This is a genomic window from Streptomyces mangrovi, assembly GCF_900114215.1.
In the GTDB taxonomy this organism is placed as follows: domain Bacteria; phylum Actinomycetota; class Actinomycetes; order Streptomycetales; family Streptomycetaceae; genus Streptomyces; species Streptomyces barkulensis.
Genome location: NZ_FOSG01000005.1, coordinates 323,085 through 343,001, shown reverse-complemented (window position 1 = coordinate 343,001; position 19,917 = coordinate 323,085). Strand labels below are relative to the sequence as shown.

The window sequence follows — 19,917 nt, the reverse complement described above, 5'->3', positions numbered from 1 at the left end:
CCCCCGTACCCGCGTCCGCAACAAGAAGTGCCCGTCCCATTGCCCAACGTCACAGACTCGTCATCGTCACGCCCCGTGACCGACCCAGTCCACCGGTTCCGCTGGTACAGCGGGATCTGTACTGGCTCCGGCCCTGCCGAGCAGGCGATTCGCGGCGGAACGCTGGCCGCCATGACAGTCCAGCACCCCCAACCGCCCGTCACCGTACGTACGTTCGCCCAGCGTTTCTCCGCTACCCGGCGCGGTGCGCGGCTGGCCCGGCTGCTCGCCGCGCACCAGTTCACCGTCTGGGGCATCCCGCGCGGCACGGCCGTCTTCGACGCCGCCGCGCTCGCCGTCGCCGAGCTGGCGGCCAACGCCGTACTGCACGGCCGCGTCCCCGGGCGGGACTTCGAGTTGGTGCTCGTGTACGACGGCGGGGGAGGCGTGTTACGCGTCGAGGTGTCCGACACCCACCCGGGGCGCCCCCTGCCCCTTGTGTGTGCCGAAGCCGGTTCGGAGGAGCGTGGCAGGGGACTGCTGCTGGTCGAGGCGGTCGCGGACCGCTGGGGGGTGCGCGACCGCTGCGGGCCGGGCAAGACGGTCTGGGCGGAGATCGCCCTGTGAAGGGTGAGGACGGGCGCGGGGCGGCACGCGCTCACTCGTGTGCGACGTCCACCCCGTAGCCGCGGGCGAGTTCGGCCAGGCCGTGGTCGTAGCCCTGGCCGACGGCGCGCAGGCGCCAGAGGGGGCCGCGGCGGTAGATCTCCGCCAGGATCATGGTGCGCTCGGTGGTGGCGGCGTCGAGGACGGCCTGGGCCAGCGGCGCCGTGCCGCCGTCCGGGCCCACGGTGATCTGGACGGCGCCGACGTCGCCGAAGGCCGGTTCGCCGTCGACGGCCGCCGCGACCACCACCTTGCGGACCGCGGGCGGCAGCGTGCCGGTGTCGACGGTGACGGTCTGCTCGGTGGGTCCGTCGCAGAGGAGCCGCACGGTGCCACCGGGGTTCTCGGGCGCGCCGTAGAAGACGAAGTCCTCGTCGCGGGAGACCTGTTCGTCCTCGTCGACGCTGAAGGCCACGACATCGATCTCGCAGGCCGTCTGCTGGGCCCAGGACGCGGTGACGCTCCACAGGGCGCCCACGTCCTGCCCGGGCAGGTCGACGACTCCTCCCCTCGGCAGCACCCGCGGGGTCTGCCGGCTGTCGGCCCGCTCCGGGCCCGGGGCGGCGGCGGTGGGTGCGTCGAGCCAGTCGGCACCGTGTACGGGGATCTCCAGCGCGGTGATCCGGCGCATGCGCCGGTCGCCGTCGCCGCCCGGCAGGAGGACGACGTCGGTGACGCCGGCCGACAGGTTGATCGCCGCGGCTCCGCCCAGTTCGACGATCCGGGTGCGGGCGGCGGCGGCCCGGGGGTGGGTGCCGCCCAGGGCGAGTACGCGCCGCCCCGCCAGCGGCCCGCTCGCCCGCTTCGGCTTCGGCCGCGGGGGTGCGGCGGGTGCGGTGCCGGCGGTCCGCTCGGCCGCTGTGTCCGCCGGGGACGCCGTGTCGGCCGGGGACGCCGTGTCCGGTGCGTCGGCCGTGGCCGGCGCGGACTCCGGCGGCGCGGTGGCCGGGGTGGCCGGGGTGGCCGGGGCGGGAACGGAGGCGGCCGGCTGTCCGTGCGGCGTCCCCGGGCGTACGTCGTCCAGCATCCGCAGGAAGGTGCGCTCGTCGACGACGGGTACGCCCTCGGCGACGGCCCGCCGCGCCTTCGCCGAGCCCGAGGCCGGGGCGTTGGTGACCAGGACGCCGGTGTGCCGGCTGACGGAGGTCACCACGTTCAGTCCGGCGGCCACGGCGCGCTCGGTCAGCTCCGCGCGGGAGACGGCGGTCTCCCCGGTGAGGGCGACCTTCATGCCCTGCACCAGCTTCCCGCCCGGCGACAGCCGCCCGGGGTTGCGGAAGGCGCACGGGGTCTTGGGGGGCTTCGGCGCGAACCGCGGGTCCTGCCGGGGCGGGCAGGGCACGAGCGGCAGGGGCAGACCGAGCCTGGCCGCCTCCCGCAGGGAGCCGCGCAGTACGCCGGCCAGCACACGGGTGTCGTCCAGCGCGTCATGGGCGCGCAGCCGCGGAACTCCGTAGTGCGCGGCCAGCGTGCCCAGCCGCAGGTCCTCGGTCGGCGGGTCCACGCGCCGGTTCAGCGCCAGGGTGCACAGCCGCCGCGAGACCGGCAGGGACCTGCGCACCCGGGCGAACTCGTGGGCCAGGAAGTCGTAGTCGAACTGTGCGTTGTGGGCGACCAGGACGCGGCCCTCCAGCATGGCGGCGATCCGCTCGGCGACCTGCTCGAAGACCGGGGCGCCGCGCAGCCGCCCGGCCGTCAGCCCGTGTACGTGGACCGGCCCGGGATCGCATCCGGGGTCGAGCAGGGTGGAGAACTCCCCCGTCTGCTCGCCGTCCGGACCGAGGGTCACCACCGCGACGGACAGCACCCGGTCCCGGCGGGCCACCAGACCGGAGGTCTCCACGTCGACCAGAGCCCAGTCGAGGGCGTAGTCGCGCATGCCGGATACATCGGGAAAGGCGGTGGCAAGGCTCATGGGAACAAGGATGGTGCGATATTCAACCAGCTCTCAACCCATACGGCTCTTTGTCCCGCTATGCGGCCTCGCCGGGCGGGTGCGGCACGGCGTGCGGCACGAGGGGGTGGGGACGCGCGCGCCGCCCGGCGGACCGGACGGCGGCGGAAGGCTGTGAGCGCCCCCGGCAGGACTCGAACCTGCGGCCAAGCGCTTAGAAGGCGCCTGCTCTATCCACTGAGCTACGGGGGCTCGAGCGGTCGCGGACGGACGGCGGAGCGCCCCCGGGTGACCTTGCCGCGACAAGGATAGGGGCCCGGGCACTTCCTCCCGGTTGCTTCACGTCCGCGACACCCTGTGGAGGTTCAGTGAAGCGGTCCCGATAATCGCAGGCGAGTACGAATCATGCATCGGTTTGAACGCCCGGTGGGGCGGGTGTTGTGCAGTCGTTATGCCCTCCGCTCCCCGGTGCGGCGCGGGCCACAGGGGTCAAAACACCCTGTTCTAGCCCTAATGCACTTCAAAAACCATTCGAAATTGGGCATTCTGCGCATGTGGCGATCTTGGAAGCTAGGACCGAACTGCTCGACGCGCTCACCACGCTGCGTGACCGCGTCGCCGCAGCCCGCTTTCCGCTGCCGCTGCCCGGGGCCGAGCGCGCCCGCCGCTCCCGCAGCGAGCTGCTCGCCCAGCTCGACGACTACCTGGTGCCCCGGCTGCGCGCCCCCGAGGCGCCGCTGCTCGCCGTCGTCGGCGGCTCCACCGGAGCCGGGAAGTCCACCCTGGTCAACTCGCTCGTCGGGCGCCGGGTCAGCGACGCGGGAGTGCTGCGGCCCACCACGCGCACCCCCGTGCTGGTCTGCCACCCCGCCGACCAGCACTGGTTCGCCGGGCCCCGCGTACTGCCCCGGCTGAGACGGGTCTGGACACCGCGCCGGGACGACTGCCGGGCCGCGCAGGACACCCCGCCCGCCCTCCCCGACGACGACCACCCGGCGGACGGCGGAGACGCGGACGCCCCGCCCGCGCTCGCCGTCGAGACGGCCGAGGCCGTGCCCGTGGGGCTGGCCCTGCTGGACTCGCCCGACATCGACTCCCTGGTGACCGCCAACCGCGAACTGGCCGCCGAGCTGTTCTGCGCCGCCGACGTGTGGATCCTGGTCACCACCGCCTCCCGCTACGCCGACGCGATCCCCTGGCACCTGCTGCGCAGCGCCCGCGAGTACGACGTGACGCTGGCCACCGTGCTGGACCGGGCGCCCCACCAGGTCGCCGACGAGCTCTCCCGCCAGTACACCGCCCTGCTGGCGCGGGCCGGCCTCGGCGACGTGCCCTGCTTCACCGTTCCCGAGCTGCCCGAATCCGCGCGCGGCGGCTCCGGGCTGCTGCCCGCCACGGCCGTGGCCGGGCTGCGAGAGTGGCTGCTCCACCACGCCGGGGACCCCGCCGCCCGCGTGGTCGCCGCCGACCGGACGGCCACCGGAGCCCTGGCCTCGCTGCGCTCGCGCGTCTCGGGGCTGGCGGGCGCGGCGGCGGCCCAGCACGCGGCCGTACTGCGGCTGATGCGCCACATCGACGGCGCGTACGAGCGGGCCGGGGCGCGGGTGCGGCGGCAGATCGCCGACGGCGAGCTGCTGGCGGGCGAGGCCCTCGCCCGCTGGCGCGGCTTCCCCCGGGACAGCGGCGGCGACGAACTCCTGGACGCCTTCGCCGACGGACTGTCCGCCCTGCTGCGCGGCGCCGTCGGCGACGCCGACGAGCAGGCCGCCGACGCCTGGCGCCAGGAACCCGGCGCCCCCGAGTGCGGCCGCGCCGACGAACTGGTCGCCGAGCGGATCGACCTCCTGGCGCGGCGCTGGCGGCGCTGCCTGGAGGAGGTGGCCGACGAGGAACTGCGCGCGGCCGAGAGCGGCTGCCCGCTGTCGGCCGAGGAGATCGCGGCCCTGCTCGCCACCGCCCTGCTGGGCGGGCGGCGCGCGCGGGGCGCGGACGAGGCGCTCGCCTGCGCCCTGGGCGCGGTCGTCGCGGCGCGGCTGCGCGAGCGCGGCGAGCGGCTGTTGGAGGACTGCCTGGACCGCGTGCTGCGGGGGGAGCGCGGCTACCGGCTCGCGCCCCTGCGGGACCTCGACGCCACCCCCGACCAGCAGGTGGCCCTGGTCGCCGCACTGTCCGTACTGCAGAGGGAGAGGTGATCGCGGTGGGCACCGATGTCCGCACCGACGGCGGCCGGATCTGGGACGACGGGCTGATCGCCCGCAGGGCCCGTACGGACGGGGGCGGGGGCGTGCGGGAGGAGGCCGGGGGAGCGGCGTTCTCCGCCGGCCCCTTCCCCGCCGGCCCCTTCGACACCGGGCCGTTCGAGGGCGCTCCCTTCGACGCCGGGCCGTTCGACGGCGCCCGCGGCGGCCGCCCCGGCGGCACACGGGTGTACGCCGCGCCGGGCGCCGCGCCGGGCGCCGTGACCGAGGAGGAGGCGCTGCGCGAACGGCTGCGCGCGCTGCGGGAGCTGGTCGGCCTCTCCCGCACCCGGCTGGACGGCGAGGTGCTCGCCGAGGCGGGCCGGATCCTGGACGAGGTCACCGCGCGCGGCAGGCTGTCGCGGGCCTACACCACCGTCGCCGTCGCCGGGGCCACCGGCAGCGGCAAGTCGATGCTGTTCAACACGCTCGCCGGGGTCCAGCTCTCCGAGACCGGACTGCGCCGCCCCACCACCTCGGTGCCCGTCGCCTGCGTCTGGGAGACCGAGTGGGACAGCGGCGCCGACGGCCTGCTGGAGCGGATGGGGGTGCCGCCCCGGGCCCGGCGCCGGGTGCAGCCGCGCGACCCGGCCCTGTGCGGCCTGGTCCTCATCGACCTGCCCGACCACGACTCCGCCGCCCCCGGCCACCGCGAGCAGGTCGACCGGATGCTGCGGCTGGTGGACGCGGTGGTCTGGGTGACCGACCCGGAGAAGTACGCGGACGCGGTGCTGCACGAGCGCTATCTGCGGCCCCTGGCCGGCCACGCCGAGGTGACGTTCGTAGTGCTCAACCAGGTCGACCGGCTGCCGGGCGACGCCGTCGACACCGTCATGGACGACCTGCGGCGGCTGCTGGACGAGGACGGCATGGCCCTCGGCGAGCACGGCGAGCCCGGCGCGACCGTACTGGCCCTGTCCGCGCTCACGGGCCAGGGCGTCGGCGAACTGAGGGACTCGCTGCGCGAGTTGGTCTCGGGGCGGCGGGCGGCCGCGCTGCGGCTGTCGGCCGACGTGGACGGTGCGGTCGCCCGGCTCCGCCCGGTCTACATGGCCGACACCCCGCAGGGCCCGGCCGGGCTGACCGAGCGGGCGCGCGAGGAGTTCGAGGACCGGCTGGCCTGCGCGGTGGGCGCGTGGGCGGCGGGGCAGACGGCCGAGCGCCTCTGGCTGCGCCACGCCGAGCAGGCCTGCGGCACCCCCTGGGCGCGGCTGCTGCGCCGGTACGAGACGCGGCGCGGGCGCGGGGAGACGGCCGCCGCCCCGGCGGCCGGGCGCGGTACCGGACCGGCCTCCGGTGGCGCAGACGGGAACGGAGACGGGAACGGGACAGGGGAAGGGGACAGGGACGGGGTGCCGGAGACGGTCGCGGTGGCCCGGCCCGTACTGGCGCAGGCGGTCCGGGCGCTGGCCGAGGAGGCGTCGGCCGGGCTGCCGCAGCCATGGGCACGCTCGGTGCGGGACGCGGCCTGGCGCGGCGCGCTGGGGCTGCCGGAGGCGCTGGAGGACGCGATCGCCTCGGCCGAGGACGACGGCGACGAGGTCCGGCCGCCGAGGCCGCGCTGGTGGACGGTGGTGTCCTGCGCGCAGTGGCTGATGCTGGCCGTCCAACTGCTCGGCCTGTACCTGCTGGTGGACCTGATCGCCGGAGGGCCCGGGTGGGGCGGCGTCTGGCTGCCGGTGGCGCTGCTGACGGGCGGCGCGCTGGGCGGTCCGCTGCTGGCCGGGTGCTGCCGGATCGCGGCACGGGGGCCGGCGCGGGCGTACGGGCTGGAGGAGGAGCGCGGACTGCGGCGGCTGGCGACCGGCTGGGGCCAGGCCTGGGTGCTGGAACCGGTGGCCGCCGAACTGCTGCGGTACCGGGAGGTGCGCGAGCAGTACGTCATCGCGGCGGGCGGCACGGACCGGGCCTGAGGCCGGATCCGTAGAGCCCCTATGCCCGGCCACCCGGTGACCCGTCCGAGTGGCCGGGTTGTCCACAACCCGGTGGTACCCCACAGGCTGCGGCGGACTTCGCCCCGTGCGGGCAGCATCAGACCCGTACGGCTCGTACGACCCGTACGGGAGCGAACGGGAAGGGAACGGGGGAGGCCCGGATGAACGAGACGATGGTGACGGTGGTCGGCAACGCGGCGTCGGCGGTGGAGGCCAGGGCGACGGCGTCCGGCCATCCGGTGGCCCGGCTGCGGCTGGCCACCACGGTGCGGCGCTACGACGAGCAGCGGGGCGGCTGGACGGACGCCTACACCAGCTTCTACACGGTGTGGGCGTTCCGGGGGCTCGCGGAGAACCTGGCCGCCTCCGTGACCGTCGGCGAACCCCTGGTCGTCCAGGGGCGGTTGCGAGTGCAGCAGGGCGAACGCGACGGAAAGCGCTGGACGTCGGCGGAGATCGAGGCCACGGCGGTGGGGCACGACCTGGCCCGGGGCACCTCCTCGTTCCGCCGCGTGGTGCGGGCCGTGACCGTCGGCGAACCGGCCGCAGGTCCATGAAACTTACACACAACCAGCCGGTAACTGCCTCTATGTCATGGTGAGTACGGCTCTGCGGCATTCTCCGATAACGATTGGGACTCGGAGTGTGTAACGTCTGATATTCCTGGGGATCGCGTTCCGATTGCTCCCTACGATCACCCCCTGAGACCACGGGGGTTGACGAGGGGACGACCAGACCATGATTTCTGTACGCGGACGGGGTCCCGCCCGTTTCGCCGCCGCAGCGATAGCCACCGGCATGCTGGCGGCAGGAGCGATCGCCGGCGCGGGGACCGCCGTCGCAGACGAGAACAACCAGCAGGGCGGCGTACTCGCCACCCTGCCCAAGGCCGGTGTGACGATCGGTTCCGGTGTCAAGATCCTCAACGGTCCCAATCCGGGTAACACCGCTGCCGGTCTGTTCGAGCTGCAGGTCAAGGGTGGCGGCACCCTGAAGACCTACTGCATCGACGTCGGCCGCGGGACGGTCGCGGGCGCTGAGTACCGCGAGGCCTCCTGGGACGAGTCCACGCTGCACAACAACGAGAACGCGGGCAGGATCCTCTGGATCCTGAAGAACTCCTACCCGCAGGTGAACGACCTCACGGCGCTCGCGACCAAGGCCGGTGCCGAGCGCCTCACCGAGAAGACCGCCGCCGCCGGCACCCAGATCGCGATCTGGCACTTCTCCGACAACGTGAAGGTCGACGCGGACGACGACAACGCCGACAAGCTCGCCGAGTACCTGATCGAGTCGGCCGAGAACCTCGCCGAGCCGAAGGCCTCGCTCACGCTCGAGCCGTCCGCCGTCTCCGGCAAGGCCGGCGAGAAGCTCGGCCCGGTCACCGTGAACACCAACGCGCAGACCGTGAACGTCGCGCCGGGCGCGGAGGCCGCGAACGCGGGTGTGACGGTCGTCGACAAGGACGGCAACGCGGTGACCACCGCCAAGCAGGGCGACCAGCTCTTCTTCGACGTGCCCAAGGGCACCGAGCCCGGCACCGCCTCGCTGACCGCGCAGGCCAACACCGAGGTCGCCGTGGGCCGCGCCTTCACCAGCGTCAACCCGAAGAACCCGAGCCAGACCCAGATCCTGGCCGGCTCCAGCAGCTCCAGCGTCACCGCCAACGCGACCGCGACCTGGGCCAACGAAGGTCCGATCCCGGCCGTGACCGCCGAGAAGAACTGCGTCAAGGGCGGCGTGGACGTCACCGCCACCAACAAGGGTGACGAGCCGTTCTCCTTCTCCCTCGCGGGCAAGGAGCACGAGATCCCGGCCGGCGGCTCCGAGACCGTGACCGTCCCGGTCCAGGAGGACCAGGAGTACAACATCACGATCACCGGTCCGAACGGTTTCGAGGAGACCTTCACCGGCACCCTCGACTGCGAGACCGAGACCACCACCGGCGGCGGCGAGGAGGAGAGCCCCGAGCCCTCCACCGAGCCCAGCCCGGCCACCGTCGGCGGCGACACCGGCGACACCGGTGACACCGACGGCAACCTCGCCGAGACCGGCAGCAGCAGCACCACCCCGATCATCGCGGGCGTCGCCCTCGCTCTGGTCGTCCTCGGTGGCGCCGCAGTCTTCTTCCTCCGGAAGAAGAAGCCCGCCACCGCCGGCTCCGGCGACTGAGTCGTCGCTCCGCACAGCTCCACCGGTCCGGGCGTGATCACCCGATCCGCCCGGACCACCTGAACCACCCGGCCGTGTGCCGCCGCACCGCTTGCGGCGGCACACGGCCTTTTCACGGCCCGAGGCCGTGACACAGGTCGCCCCGCTACTCGTTTTCGTCCCAGCGCGGGGGTGCGGCAAGATGGGGTGTATCTGCCCACTCCCTGATTGCCGGACGGTTTCTCTTGGCTGAGTACATCTACACCATGCGCAAGGCGCGTAAGGCGCACGGCGACAAGGTGATTCTCGACGACGTCACGCTGAGCTTCCTGCCCGGAGCGAAGATCGGTGTCGTGGGCCCCAACGGCGCCGGAAAGTCCACGGTGCTGAAGATCATGGCCGGGCTGGAGCAGCCGTCCAACGGCGACGCCTTCCTCGCCCCCGGCTACAGCGTCGGCATCCTGCTCCAGGAGCCCCCGCTGGACGAGTCCAAGACGGTGCTGGAGAACGTCCAGGACGGCGTCGCGGAGATCAAGGGCAAGCTCGACCGGTTCAACGAGATCGCCGAGCAGATGGCGACCGAGTACACCGACGAGCTGATGGAGGAGATGGGCAAGCTCCAGGAGCAGCTCGACCACGCGAACGCCTGGGACCTGGACGCCCAGCTGGAGCAGGCCATGGACGCCCTGGGCTGCCCGCCCGGCGACTGGCCCGTCACCAACCTCTCCGGCGGTGAGAAGCGCCGCGTCGCGCTGTGCAAGCTGCTGCTGGAGGCTCCCGACCTGCTGCTGCTGGACGAGCCCACCAACCACCTGGACGCCGAGTCCGTGCTGTGGCTGGAGCAGCACCTGGCCAAGTACGAGGGCACCGTCGTGGCCATCACCCACGACCGGTACTTCCTGGACAACGTCGCCGAGTGGATCCTCGAGCTCGACCGCGGCCGCGCCCACCCCTACGAGGGCAACTACTCCACCTACCTGGAGAAGAAGGCCAGCCGCCTCAAGGTCGAGGGGCAGAAGGACGCCAAGAGGCAGAAGCGCCTCAAGGAGGAGCTGGAGTGGGTCCGCTCCAACGCCAAGGGCCGCCAGGCGAAGTCCAAGGCGCGTCTGACCCGCTACGAGGAGATGGCCGCCGAGGCCGAGAAGACCCGCAAGCTGGACTTCGAGGAGATCCAGATCCCGCCGGGCCCGCGTCTGGGCAACGTCGTGGTCGAGGTCGAACACCTGCACAAGGCGTTCGGTGACAAGGTCCTCATCGACGACCTGTCCTTCACCCTGCCGCGCAACGGCATCGTCGGCGTCATCGGCCCCAACGGCGCGGGCAAGACCACGCTGTTCAAGATGATCCAGGGCCTGGAGGAGCCGGACTCCGGCACCATCAAGGTCGGCGACACGGTCAAGATCTCCTACGTCGACCAGACCCGCGCCAACATCGATCCCAAGAAGACGCTGTGGGCCGTCGTCTCCGACGAGCTGGACTACATCAACGTCGGCCAGGTCGAGATGCCCTCGCGCGCCTACGTCTCCGCGTTCGGCTTCAAGGGCCCGGACCAGCAGAAGCCGGCCGGGGTCCTCTCCGGCGGTGAGCGCAACCGCCTGAACCTGGCGCTCACCCTCAAGCAGGGCGGCAACCTGCTCCTGCTCGACGAGCCGACCAACGACCTCGACGTCGAGACCCTGTCCTCGCTGGAGAACGCGCTGCTGGAGTTCCCCGGCTGCGCCGTGGTGGTCTCCCACGACCGCTGGTTCCTGGACCGCGTGGCCACCCACATCCTCGCCTACGAGGGCGAGAGCAAGTGGTTCTGGTTCGAGGGCAACTTCGAGTCGTACGAGAAGAACAAGATCGAGCGGCTCGGCCCGGACGCCGCCCGTCCGCACCGCACCACCTACAAGAAGCTGACGCGGGGCTGAGGAGAGGCGTGCGCCACACATTCCCCTGCCCCCTGCGCTGGTCCGACATGGACTCCTTCGGGCACGTCAACAACGTCGTGTTCCTGAGGTACCTGGAGGAGGCGCGGATCGACTTCATGTTCCGGCTCGCCCGCCAGGCGGCGTCGGGGGCCTTCACCGGCGGCTCGGTGGTGGCCGGGCACGAGATCTCCTATCTGCGCCCGCTGGTGCACCGGCACGAGCCGGTCGTGGTCGAGATGTGGGTGACCAAGATCGGGGCGGCCTCGCTGACGGTCGCCTACGAGGTCAAGGACGGCCCCGGCCAGGGGGACACCGTCTACGTCCGCGCCTCGACGGTCGTGGTCCCCTACGACCTGGAGCGCGAGCGTCCGCGCCGGCTCAGCGACGAGGAGAAGGCGTTCCTCAAGGAGTACCTGGACGACAGCGCGACGGGAGCCGCCGCCGCATGAGCCGCACGAGCGGACAGCCCCCGCGCCTGGTGTTCGCCGACCCCGGGGAGGCGGCCGAGCTGGCCGCCCTCCTGGGGCGGCTGCTGCGCTGGGAGAAGACCGCGGCGGCACGGCTGCGGGCGACCGGAGACGGTGTCCTGGGCGTCTTCGCGCGCCCGGCCCGCTTCGAGGTGCTGGCCGTGCGCACCGCCCGGCTGACCGAGCCGGCACAGCTGGACGCGACGGTCTCCGCCGGGGAGCTGCTGGAGGGCCTCGACGAGGCGTCCGAGTCGGTCTCCGTGCCCGCCGCCGTGACCGGCCCGCCCTGGGCCGGCCTGCTGCCGCCGCGCGGCGGCTGGCGCCCGGTGGGCGAGCTGCCGTACGAGTCGGTGCGCGCCGCCGCCGCCTCGGTGGTCGCCGAGTTCCGGCGGCGCAGCGAGGCGCTGGCGCCCGGCGAGCGCACCCGCGAGGCGCTGGACGCGCTGGCGGAGGAGATCTGGTCCCGCCCCCTGGGCGGCGGTACGGGGCTGCCGCTGCGCGCCGTGCACGCCGCGCAGGCGCTGGGCATGCTGCGCTCGCGCGGCCCGGCCCCGGCGGCCGGCCCGCAGGGCCCGCCGCCCGCCACCGGCGGGCGGGCCGCCGCGGTGGCGGTGCTGGCCGCCGGCACCTGGCTGCGGCTGCGCACCCCGTACGGCTCGGTCGCCGTGCGCGGCGCCGGGCGGGGCGTGCCGGGGCTGAGCGTCACCCCGCTCTGAGAGCACCCCCCGCCAACGTCTCCGCCAACGACACCGCGAAGAACACCGGGAAAGCCCCGGCCCTTGGGAGTGGGAAGGGCCGGGGCTTCGCCGGGTGCGCCGTGTGTGTGCGCGGTGTGGTGCGGTGCGGGGGTCAGTCCGGGGTGTTGACCATCGAGGCGGCCGCGTAGACCAGGTAGTCCCACAGCTGCCGCTCGTGCTCGGGGGACAGGCCGAGGTCGTCCACGGCGTCGCGCATGTGCCGCAGCCAGGCGTCGTGGGCGGCGCGGTCGACCCTGAAGGGCACGTGCCGCATGCGCAGCCGGGGATGCCCGCGCTGCTCGCTGTACGTCCGGGGCCCGCCCCAGTACTGCATCAGGAACAGCGCCAGCCGCTCCTCGGCCGGACCGAGGTCCTCCTCCGGGTACATCGGCCGCAGCAGCGGGTCCCCGGCGACACCCTCGTAGAACCGGCGCACCAGCCGCCGGAAGGTCTCCTCGCCCCCGACCTGCTCGAAGAAGGTCTGCGTCTGCACGTCGCCACGCGGAATCTCCATCACGCCCCCCATGGTCGCAGATGCCCGGCCCATGTCCTCAGGGCTCGGGACCCACGGCCGTGATGCCCCGCACCCGCACCCGGACCCGGGGCCCGGCGCCCCGGCCGGCGGGCGGCCGTGGGCCTCAGGCGTCGTCCCAGCGGAAGAGCCGGGCGGCCACGGCCGTCAAGGCCGCCGCGAACAGCAGCAGCCCGCCCATGACGGGCAGCACCGCGCCCCAGGACTGGCCGCGGGAGAGGACGTCCTGCATGGCCTCGTTCAGATACGTCAGCGGGAAGAGGCCGGAGACCGTCCGGATCCAGGCCGGCGCCATGTCCAGCGGGAAGAAGGCGCCGGAGAGGAAAGCCATCGGCAGGATGACCACCTGGGCCACTCCGTTCGCCGCCTCCTCGGTCTTCGCCCAGGCGCCGACGACCAGCCCGATGGACATGAAGGCCAGCGTGCCGCACACCACCAGCGGCACGGCCAGCCACCAGTGGCCGCTCAGCTCCAGGCCGTAGTAGGGGATGGAGGCCACGCCGAGGAAGACCGCGGTCTGGACGAGGGCCAGCGCCACGCTCACCCCGACACGGGCCGCTATGACCGTGCCCGCGCTCACCGGGGCCAGCCACAGCCGTCGCAGGATGCGCTTCTTGCGCCAGTTGACCAGGGTGAACGCCGAGCCGAAGACCGCGCCCATCGCCACCGCCCAGCCGAGCAGGCCCGGGGTGAGGAACTGGATCGCCTTCAGCGACTCGTCCTCCACCTGACGGGCGGTCAGCGCGTAGGCGGGCGGCTGCCCGGTCGCGGCGATGTTGGCCTGCTGGACGACCGAGCCGACCAGCGCCCGCGCGTTGCCCGCCCGGACCTGGTCGGCTGCCGAGTAGCGCAGCCGTACCTCGTCGCCCTCCTGCCAGACGACGGCGTCCACGTCGCCCGCGCGGACCTCCTCCAGGGCTTTCTCCCGGTCGTCGGACCGTCTGATCTCCAGGACCTCCTCCAGCCCCTCGCGCTCCTCGCGCGGCAGGGAGTCGAAGATCTCGACCCGGCCGACCTGGACGATCTCCGCCCGGGCCGTCGAGTCGTTCTTGAACAGCGCGCCGAACAGCACCAGGAACATCAGCGGGAAGACCAACATGAAGAAGGCGGCCGTCCGGTCCCGCAGCAGGCCCAGGGCCATCGCCCTGGAGAGGCTGGCGAACGTCTTGGGGTTCACTGGCGGTACTCCCGTCCGGTCAGCTGGAGGAAGACGTCCTCCAGGGAGTCCACGCCCAGCTCCGCCACCAGCTCGGCCGGGGCGCCCACGCGCAGCACGCGGCCGTGGTCCATCACCGCCACCCGGTCGCACAGCGTCTCGGCCTCGTCCATGTAGTGCGTGGTGAGCACCACGGTGCGGCCCTCCCCGTTGATGGCGCGCAGCAGGTCCCACAGGTTGCGGCGGGCCTGCGGGTCGAGGCCGGTGGTCGGCTCGTCCAGGAACACCAGCTCCGGGTCGTGGACCAGCGCGCAGGCTATGGACAGCCGCTGGGCCTGGCCCCCGGAGAGCCTGTTCTCGCGGGTGCCCGCCTTCTCGGTCAGACCGACGGTCTCCAGCATCGCGTCGGCGCGCTCGGCGGGGACGCCGTAGAGGGAGGCGAAGGTGCGGATCTGCTCGCGGGCGGTCAGCTTCTCGAAGAACGCCGACGCCTGGAGCTGGACGCCCATGCGGCGCAGCAGCGCCGGATTGCGGGGGAAGGGGGACTCGCCGAGCAGCCGGACCGTCCCCTCGTCCGGCTTGCGCAGGCCCTCGGTCATCTCCAGGGTGGTCGTCTTGCCCGCGCCGTTCGGTCCGAGGATGCCGTAGAACTCGCCGCGTTCGACGGTGAGGGACACCCCGTCGACGGCCTGTACGTCCCCGTACCGCTTGCGCAGTCCCTCGACTGTGATCGCGGCATCTGTCATGGGGCGGAGGCTACTGCCGGAATATCACCTTCCGGCAGTAGCCGGGATCCGGGGCGGTCTCGCCCGGCGGGCCGGGGCCTGCTCCGGGGACCGGTCCGGGCGTCAGCCCCGGTGCAGGGTGATCGTGGTCCACGCGCCCACGTGCACCCGGTCGCCCTCCTGGAGCGGGACGGGGACGAACGGCTGGATCGGGTCCTCGGCGCCGTTGACGGTGGTGCCGTTGGTGGAGTCCTGGTCGACCACGGACCAGCCGCCGTCGGGCTGCTGCACCAGCACCGCGTGCTGGTGCGAGACCCCCGGGTCCTCCGGCGAGCGGCCCAGGTCGATGTCGGGCGACTCGCCGGTGGAGTGGCGTCGACGGCCGATGGTGACCTGGGGGCCACTGAGCCGGACGTGCTGCTCGGCGGTGTAGGCGGGCATGTTGAGCCCGGCCGCCTCGGGGCCGCTGCGCCGCATCATCGCGGTGAAGTACTCCTGGTCGGGCCCGACCGTCACCGCCCAGCTCGCGGGCTGCTGCTGGGGCGGTGGCCCCTGGTGGTGCTGGTGGTGCTGCGGGGGCTGGGGGGCCGGAGGCTGCTGGGGGTAGCCGTAGCCGGGCTGCCCGCCGTAGTCGGAGCGGCCGTAGTCGGGCTGGGCGTGCTGGGGCTGGGCGTGCGGAGGCTGCCCGTGCTGACCGGTCTGCTGTCCGCCGTGCGAGGGCGGCGGAAGCGGCCAGTCGTCACCGCCGCCTCCGTGCGGCTGCGGCTGGTGCTGCGGCTGGTGGTGCTGGGGGTGCTGGTGGTGCTGCGGGGGCTGGGGGGCCGGAGGCTGCTGGGGGTAGCCGTAGCCGGGCTGCCCGCCGTAGTCGGAGCGGCCGTAGTCGGGCTGGGCGTGGTGCGGTTGGGCGTGCGGAGGCTGCCCGTGGTGCTGGGGAGGAGCCATGGGCTGCTGGGCCTGCTGCTGCTGCGGTGGCGGCGGTGCGGGCGGAGGCGGCGGGGAGGGCGGGCCCTGCGCCTGGAAGCCGGGCGGCAGGTTCAGCCCGCTCATGCTGCCGCCGGGCATCTGCTGCGGCGGTGCGGGCGGAGGCGGCGGACTGTAGGCGGCGGGGGAGTGCGTGAGAAAGCTGTACCGGCACTCCTCGCAGACCGGGGACTGCCCCTCGCGGGGGGTGCGGCACTGCGGGCACAGCTCGCCCTGCGCCGCGGAGTCGCCCCCGGGGCCGGGGTAGCCGTAGCCGCCCCGGCCGGGCATCGGGGGCGGCGGGACGGCACCGGCGGGCACACCCGGAGCGGAGGCCATGCGGTGGCCGCACACCTCGCACCAGTCGTCGGCCGCCGACTGATGGCCGTTCGGGCAAGTCGGCATGTCGGTCCTTCCCCCTCCGCGCGGCTCCGTGTCGCGTCGCTCGGTCGTTCGCCTCTTCGCGCGCCCCGGCCTCCGGGCCGCGCGTCCGGTGGTCCCGCCGGTCTCGGAGGACCACCGCCGTCAGCGGAACAGTACCGGGCGCGGGGCCGGTCACGCCCACTGCCTTCTCCACCGCCTCCGGGGCGCGACCACCCGCCGTCGCACCCCTTTGCCGCCCGTCACCGCGCGGGGAGGCGGGCGCCGGGAGAGCGGTGACGGGGAGCCCCGCCCGTCTCTCCCACGGTGTCCCCGGGCCCGTTTCCGCCCGGCCGGGAGTCCCGTGACCTGCGGGTGGGCCATCGGACGGCGGGAGCGGAACCGGACGGGCGCGGCCGGCGGAACGCTTCCCGTGCCGCTGCCGCCGGGCACCGCGAAACGGTGCGCCGGCCGGGACGGAAGGGGCGGGCCGTGATCTGCGCCACCTCCGGCCGGCCCGCCCGCCCGGCACTCGTTCAGGTTGCCGCCCGCCGTGAGGCGCGGTACGCCCGATCCGGCGAAGGCGCTCCGGCGCGGGCGCGGGCGCGGGCGCACGCCCGGCCCACGGCGGGCGGCGCGTCAGCCGGTCACGGCCGGGCCGGAGCCGGGCGGCGCGGGGAAGGGGAGCACCGCCACCGTCACGTTGTCGTGGCCGCCGCCGTCCAGCGCGTGCCCCACCAGATGCCGGGCGGACCGCATCGGGTGGGTACGGGCGTCGGCCGGGACGGCCGCGGCCATCTCCTCGGCGGATTCGGCGTAGTTCCACAGCCCGTCCGTGCACACCACCACCACGCCGGGCCGGTCCGGGGTGAACGAGGCGGTGTGCGGGTCGAGTTCGTAGGCGTCCGCGCCCAGCCACCCGGTGATGGCGTGCGCCCGGGCGTCCGCGTAGGCCTCGGCCTCCTCCATCAGGCCCGCCGCCACCATCTGGGCGGCCCAGGAGTCGTCCTCGGTGAGCCGGGCGGGCGCGGTGGAGCGGTCCTCGGGGACCCAGTAGGCGCGGCTGTCGCCGATCCAGCCGACGGTGAGGAGGTCCCCTGCGACCACCGCGCCGACGATGGTGCAGGCCGGGGCGTTCTCCACCGGGTCGCGCGGCTTTGGTGCCAGGGCGTTGACGGCCTCGGAGGCGGCCACCAGGGCGTCGTGCATCGCCTGCCGGGAGTCGGTGCCGCCCGGCAGGGACCGCCGCATCGACGTGCACGCGGACTCGGCGGCGGCCGCCGAGGCCTCGTCCGGACGGGTCGCCGACGACACCCCGTCGCAGACGACGGCGATCACGGCCGGGGAGCCGTCCGGCAGGGAGACGGCCGAGACGGCGAAGGAGTCCTCGTTGCGGTGGTGGCGCAGTCCGCGGTCGCTGACCGCCGCGACGCCTTCCGACTCCTCCTCCATGTGGTCGCGTTCGCGCGGCTGGGCGTGGCCGCAGTGCTCGCAGCGGCTCTCGGCGTCCACGGCGCCGGTGCCACAGGCGACACACCGCTCCGGTCCGCCGCCGGCCGGAGCGCCGCCGTGGGCGCCGTCCGGGAGCGGGTTCTCAGGTGGCTCCGGCGCCGGCGGACCGGCCTGCCCCGCGTCTCTGCCCTGCCCCGCGTCTTCGGCCCGCCCGGCGGGGACCGCGGGCGGCACGGCCGGAGGCGGCGGCACCTGCGGGACGGGGGGCACGGGGGCGGAGGGCGGCAGGACATGGTCCGACCCGTCCCCCGCGGTGTCCGGTACGGCGGGCGGGACCGCGGGAGGCGCCGGCGGTACGGGAGGCGCGGGTGGAGCCGCCGGGGGCGGCGGGATCAGGGGCCGCGAGCCGCCTGCCCCGGCCCCCGGACCGGCGCCGCAGGCGCCGCGGTGGAGATCACCGTCCTCCAGCGGCTCATGGCACCGGGGGCAGACGGAAGGGCGGTCGGGCTGCGGCATGGTCAACGGGTTCCTTCGATGATGTCCCGGCCTCCGGGCCGGGGTGAGGATGCCCCCCGCTTGCGGGAGGGAGTCGGACTCCTGCGGTGCAGGACGGGGAGGGGCCAGTCGCCCTCAGCGTGATGCGCCGTCGGCCTCGACGGCGCGCTCGACCTCCAGACGGTGGACGGTCCCGGAGCCGAGGGACCTGCGGGCGGAACCGGCCCGGCCGGTCGGCCGGGTGCGGAGGCCGACGGGAAGGCGGGGCGTGATGTGCGTCGTCTCGTCCATGACTTCAAAATATGGTCTTCGTGGTGTTCTGATGGCGAGTCGGGGATGCCGTGGTGACGCCGTGGATGCCGGAGGGCGCCGGGCGCGCCCCCCCTGGCCGTTCCCGCCGGACGCCCCGGTGATCAAGCGTTCCCGGAGCGGCGCGTCCAAACCCGCCCTCCGCGGCCGCGCCGGCCGGTGCGCGGCGGGCCGGAGACCCTCCGGTTCACCGGAACTCCTCCTGTCTGCCCGCCGGTTCGCCACCCGCCGACCCCCCCTCCGCCGGCTTCCCGTCAGCCGGCCCGCCGGGCGGTGCCAGCACCTCCAGCGCCGCCTCCCGGTAGCGCAGCACCGCCTGCTCGGCCGCCCGCAGATCGCACGGCGCGCTCCACAGCAGCCGCCGCGCGGCGTCGTACCGCTCCGTCAGCACGGGGTCGTCGGCCGCCCCGCGCCGTGCCAGCCGCGCGCGGTACGCGTCCAGCCGGCCGCGCAGCTCCGCCCGTACCGCCAGCGGTGCGGTCACGGCGGTCAGCGAGGCGCGGGCCCGCTCCAATTCCTCGTCCGCGCGCTCCTCCAGGCTCTCCAGCAACGGCGACAGCCGGTGCCAGCGCGCGTGCCGCCGGTGCTCGGCGGCCAGCGTGAGCTGTTCGTACAGGGCGGTCGGCGGCCCGCTCACCGCGGGCACCTCGACCGCCGCGATCTTCGCCAGCACCTCGCCGCGCGCGGTCCGGGCCTCGGCCAGGGTGCGGTCGGCACGCGACAGCACGTCGCGCAGCCGCATCAGCCGCTGCTCGGCGTCCTGCCGCACCTGGAGCACGGCGTCGATCTCGCGCCGGACGTCCTCCAGCGCACGGGCCGCGCGGTCGTACCGGACGGTGTCGGGCCGCCCGCCGCCGGGGGCCGAACTCCCGCCCGCCGAAACCCAGAAGGCCAGCGGGTCGGTGACGACCTCGGCCCGCAGCGCGGTCAGCTCAGCGGTGACCTGCTCCAGCTCGTCGCCCGCCGGGTGCTCCCCGGGGCGCACGCCCACGGAGTGCGCCAGGGAGCGGATGCGCTGGAGCTCGGCGGAGAGCATGTCTATCCGTGCGGGCAGCGCGGACCACACGGAGTCGGCGGCGGCGACCGTGTCCAGGGACCGGGCGTACCAGCCGTTCATCCGGGCCACCAGCTCGGCCAGGGTGATCCGCTCGACGGGCCCGGCCCCGGACTCGGTTTTGGACTCGGCTTTGGGCTCGGGCCCGGATCCGGGGCCGTCGGCGGGGCTGTGGGCGGCGGGGACGGCGACCGCCGGGCCGCGCAGCCGCGCGGTCAGCTCGGCGAGGTCGTCCGGCGCCGGCCAGCGGCTTTCGCCGCGCAGTCCGCGCGCGGAGTCCAGCGCCGCGGTGAAGGCGTCGAAGTACGTCCACAGCAGCGAGACGGCCTCCTCGGTCCGCGCCCACCGCTCCTTGGTCACCCCGGTCAGCTCGGCCCCCTCCAGCAGCCTGCGCCCCGCGTGGTCCTGGAGCGCGTACAGAGAGGTCTCCACCGCCTCGTGTTCCGCGCCGAACCGGGCCAGGGCACGGTCCACCTCCTCCCGGTCCATCACCGGTCCGCCCGGTTCGGCAGCCCCGTCGTCCCCCATCGGTCACCTCGCCGCTCGTGTCGTCTTCTTCACGTCCTGGTCGCGTCCGTGCTCGCACCCGGTGTCCTCCCCGCTCCGGTGGGCCGGGGCGGGGAGCGCCGGATGCGCTGCTCCCATCTTGTCGGCCGGACACCGCTCGTGTACGGCCATCGGCGGACTGCCCAGCCCACTTCGGCGATACTCCTCCGGCGCGTTGTTGACGCGGGCGACCTCGTCCCCGTTCCCGTTCCGGTCCCCGGGGCCTTCGGGCACCGGCGGACCGGGCCCGTGCCCCGTGCGGTGGAAGGCCGGGGAGCCCGGTCGGCGGTATGGCGGCGGGGAGCCGTGACGGCGCCGTTCCGGCGGGGTCCTGTCCGGACCGCGATGCCCGG

The 19,917-nt window shown here is 74.4% G+C and carries 16 protein-coding genes and 1 tRNA gene; 8 read left to right on the top strand and 9 right to left on the bottom strand.

Features of this window, described 5'->3' with window-relative positions; all coding sequences use genetic code 11:
• The first annotated feature begins 171 nt into the window (after nt 1-171).
• Nucleotides 172-606, top strand: coding sequence for an ATP-binding protein (locus BM237_RS09930; RefSeq protein ID WP_093849175.1), 435 nt, complete (start codon nt 172-174; stop codon nt 604-606).
• Nucleotides 607-637: 31 nt separating this feature from the next.
• Here the strand turns inward: BM237_RS09930 and BM237_RS09925 are convergent, their stop codons facing one another.
• Together BM237_RS09925 and BM237_RS09920 are read right to left on the bottom strand one after the other, a co-directional pair.
• On the bottom strand, nt 638-2,560 hold the full coding sequence (locus tag BM237_RS09925) for a TerD family protein (protein WP_093849174.1): 1,923 nt from the start codon (nt 2,558-2,560) through the stop codon (nt 638-640).
• Nucleotides 2,561-2,718: 158 nt separating this feature from the next.
• A tRNA-Arg gene (locus tag BM237_RS09920) sits at nt 2,719-2,791 on the bottom strand.
• Between the two features lie 302 nt (nt 2,792-3,093).
• Between BM237_RS09920 and BM237_RS09915 the strand changes: the two genes are divergently transcribed.
• The 7 genes from BM237_RS09915 (at nt 3,094) to BM237_RS09885 (ending at nt 11,954) form a co-directional block, all read left to right on the top strand.
• A complete protein-coding gene (locus BM237_RS09915; RefSeq protein ID WP_425443671.1) occupies nt 3,094-4,731 on the top strand; it encodes a dynamin family protein in 1,638 nt (545 codons plus the stop codon).
• Nucleotides 4,732-4,736: 5 nt separating this feature from the next.
• Entirely contained in the window at nt 4,737-6,689 is a 1,953-nt protein-coding gene (locus BM237_RS09910; RefSeq protein ID WP_175540950.1) for a GTPase, read from the top strand.
• A gap of 182 nt (nt 6,690-6,871) precedes the next feature.
• A complete protein-coding gene (locus BM237_RS09905) occupies nt 6,872-7,267 on the top strand; it encodes a single-stranded DNA-binding protein (protein WP_093849172.1) in 396 nt (131 codons plus the stop codon).
• Between the two features lie 181 nt (nt 7,268-7,448).
• Complete coding sequence (locus tag BM237_RS09900; RefSeq protein ID WP_093849171.1) at nt 7,449-8,882, top strand: Cys-Gln thioester bond-forming surface protein; 1,434 nt, start codon at nt 7,449-7,451, stop codon at nt 8,880-8,882.
• 224 nt (nt 8,883-9,106) lie between these two features.
• Nucleotides 9,107-10,771 carry an energy-dependent translational throttle protein EttA gene (ettA, locus tag BM237_RS09895; RefSeq protein WP_093849170.1) on the top strand — a complete coding sequence of 555 codons (1,665 nt, stop codon included), beginning with the start codon at nt 9,107-9,109 and terminating at the stop codon, nt 10,769-10,771.
• An 8-nt stretch (nt 10,772-10,779) separates the two neighbouring features.
• Nucleotides 10,780-11,220 (top strand): acyl-CoA thioesterase, encoded by a 441-nt coding sequence (locus BM237_RS09890; protein WP_412718050.1) that lies wholly within the window; start codon nt 10,780-10,782, stop codon nt 11,218-11,220.
• Nucleotides 11,217-11,954: a DUF8010 domain-containing protein gene (locus BM237_RS09885; RefSeq protein WP_093849169.1), complete on the top strand. Its 738-nt coding sequence runs from the start codon at nt 11,217-11,219 to the stop codon at nt 11,952-11,954. The genes BM237_RS09890 and BM237_RS09885 overlap by 4 nt, the downstream gene beginning before the upstream one ends.
• 133 nt (nt 11,955-12,087) lie before the next feature.
• Here BM237_RS09885 and BM237_RS09880 read toward each other — a convergent pair whose 3' ends face one another.
• From BM237_RS09880 to BM237_RS09855, 7 genes are all read right to left on the bottom strand, one after another.
• The gene (locus BM237_RS09880) at nt 12,088-12,492 is read right to left on the bottom strand and encodes a globin (RefSeq protein WP_093849237.1); all 405 of its coding nucleotides are present in this window, start codon (nt 12,490-12,492) and stop codon (nt 12,088-12,090) included.
• A gap of 121 nt (nt 12,493-12,613) precedes the next feature.
• Nucleotides 12,614-13,684, bottom strand: a complete 1,071-nt coding sequence (locus tag BM237_RS09875; protein WP_245793518.1) for an ABC transporter permease — start codon at nt 13,682-13,684, stop codon at nt 12,614-12,616.
• Nucleotides 13,681-14,409: an ABC transporter ATP-binding protein gene (locus tag BM237_RS09870; RefSeq protein ID WP_093849168.1), complete on the bottom strand. Its 729-nt coding sequence runs from the start codon at nt 14,407-14,409 to the stop codon at nt 13,681-13,683. Before BM237_RS09870 ends, BM237_RS09875 begins: the two co-directional genes overlap by 4 nt.
• 102 nt (nt 14,410-14,511) lie before the next feature.
• Nucleotides 14,512-15,753 carry an FHA domain-containing protein gene (locus tag BM237_RS09865; protein ID WP_093849167.1) on the bottom strand — a complete coding sequence of 414 codons (1,242 nt, stop codon included), beginning with the start codon at nt 15,751-15,753 and terminating at the stop codon, nt 14,512-14,514.
• Between the two features lie 594 nt (nt 15,754-16,347).
• Entirely contained in the window at nt 16,348-17,220 is an 873-nt protein-coding gene (locus BM237_RS09860) for a PP2C family protein-serine/threonine phosphatase (protein ID WP_342746220.1), read from the bottom strand.
• A gap of 570 nt (nt 17,221-17,790) precedes the next feature.
• Entirely contained in the window at nt 17,791-17,946 is a 156-nt protein-coding gene (locus BM237_RS29230; RefSeq protein ID WP_175540949.1) for a hypothetical protein, read from the bottom strand.
• A gap of 205 nt (nt 17,947-18,151) precedes the next feature.
• The gene (locus BM237_RS09855) at nt 18,152-19,546 is read right to left on the bottom strand and encodes a hypothetical protein (RefSeq protein WP_093849166.1); all 1,395 of its coding nucleotides are present in this window, start codon (nt 19,544-19,546) and stop codon (nt 18,152-18,154) included.
• Nucleotides 19,547-19,917 lie beyond the last annotated feature (371 nt).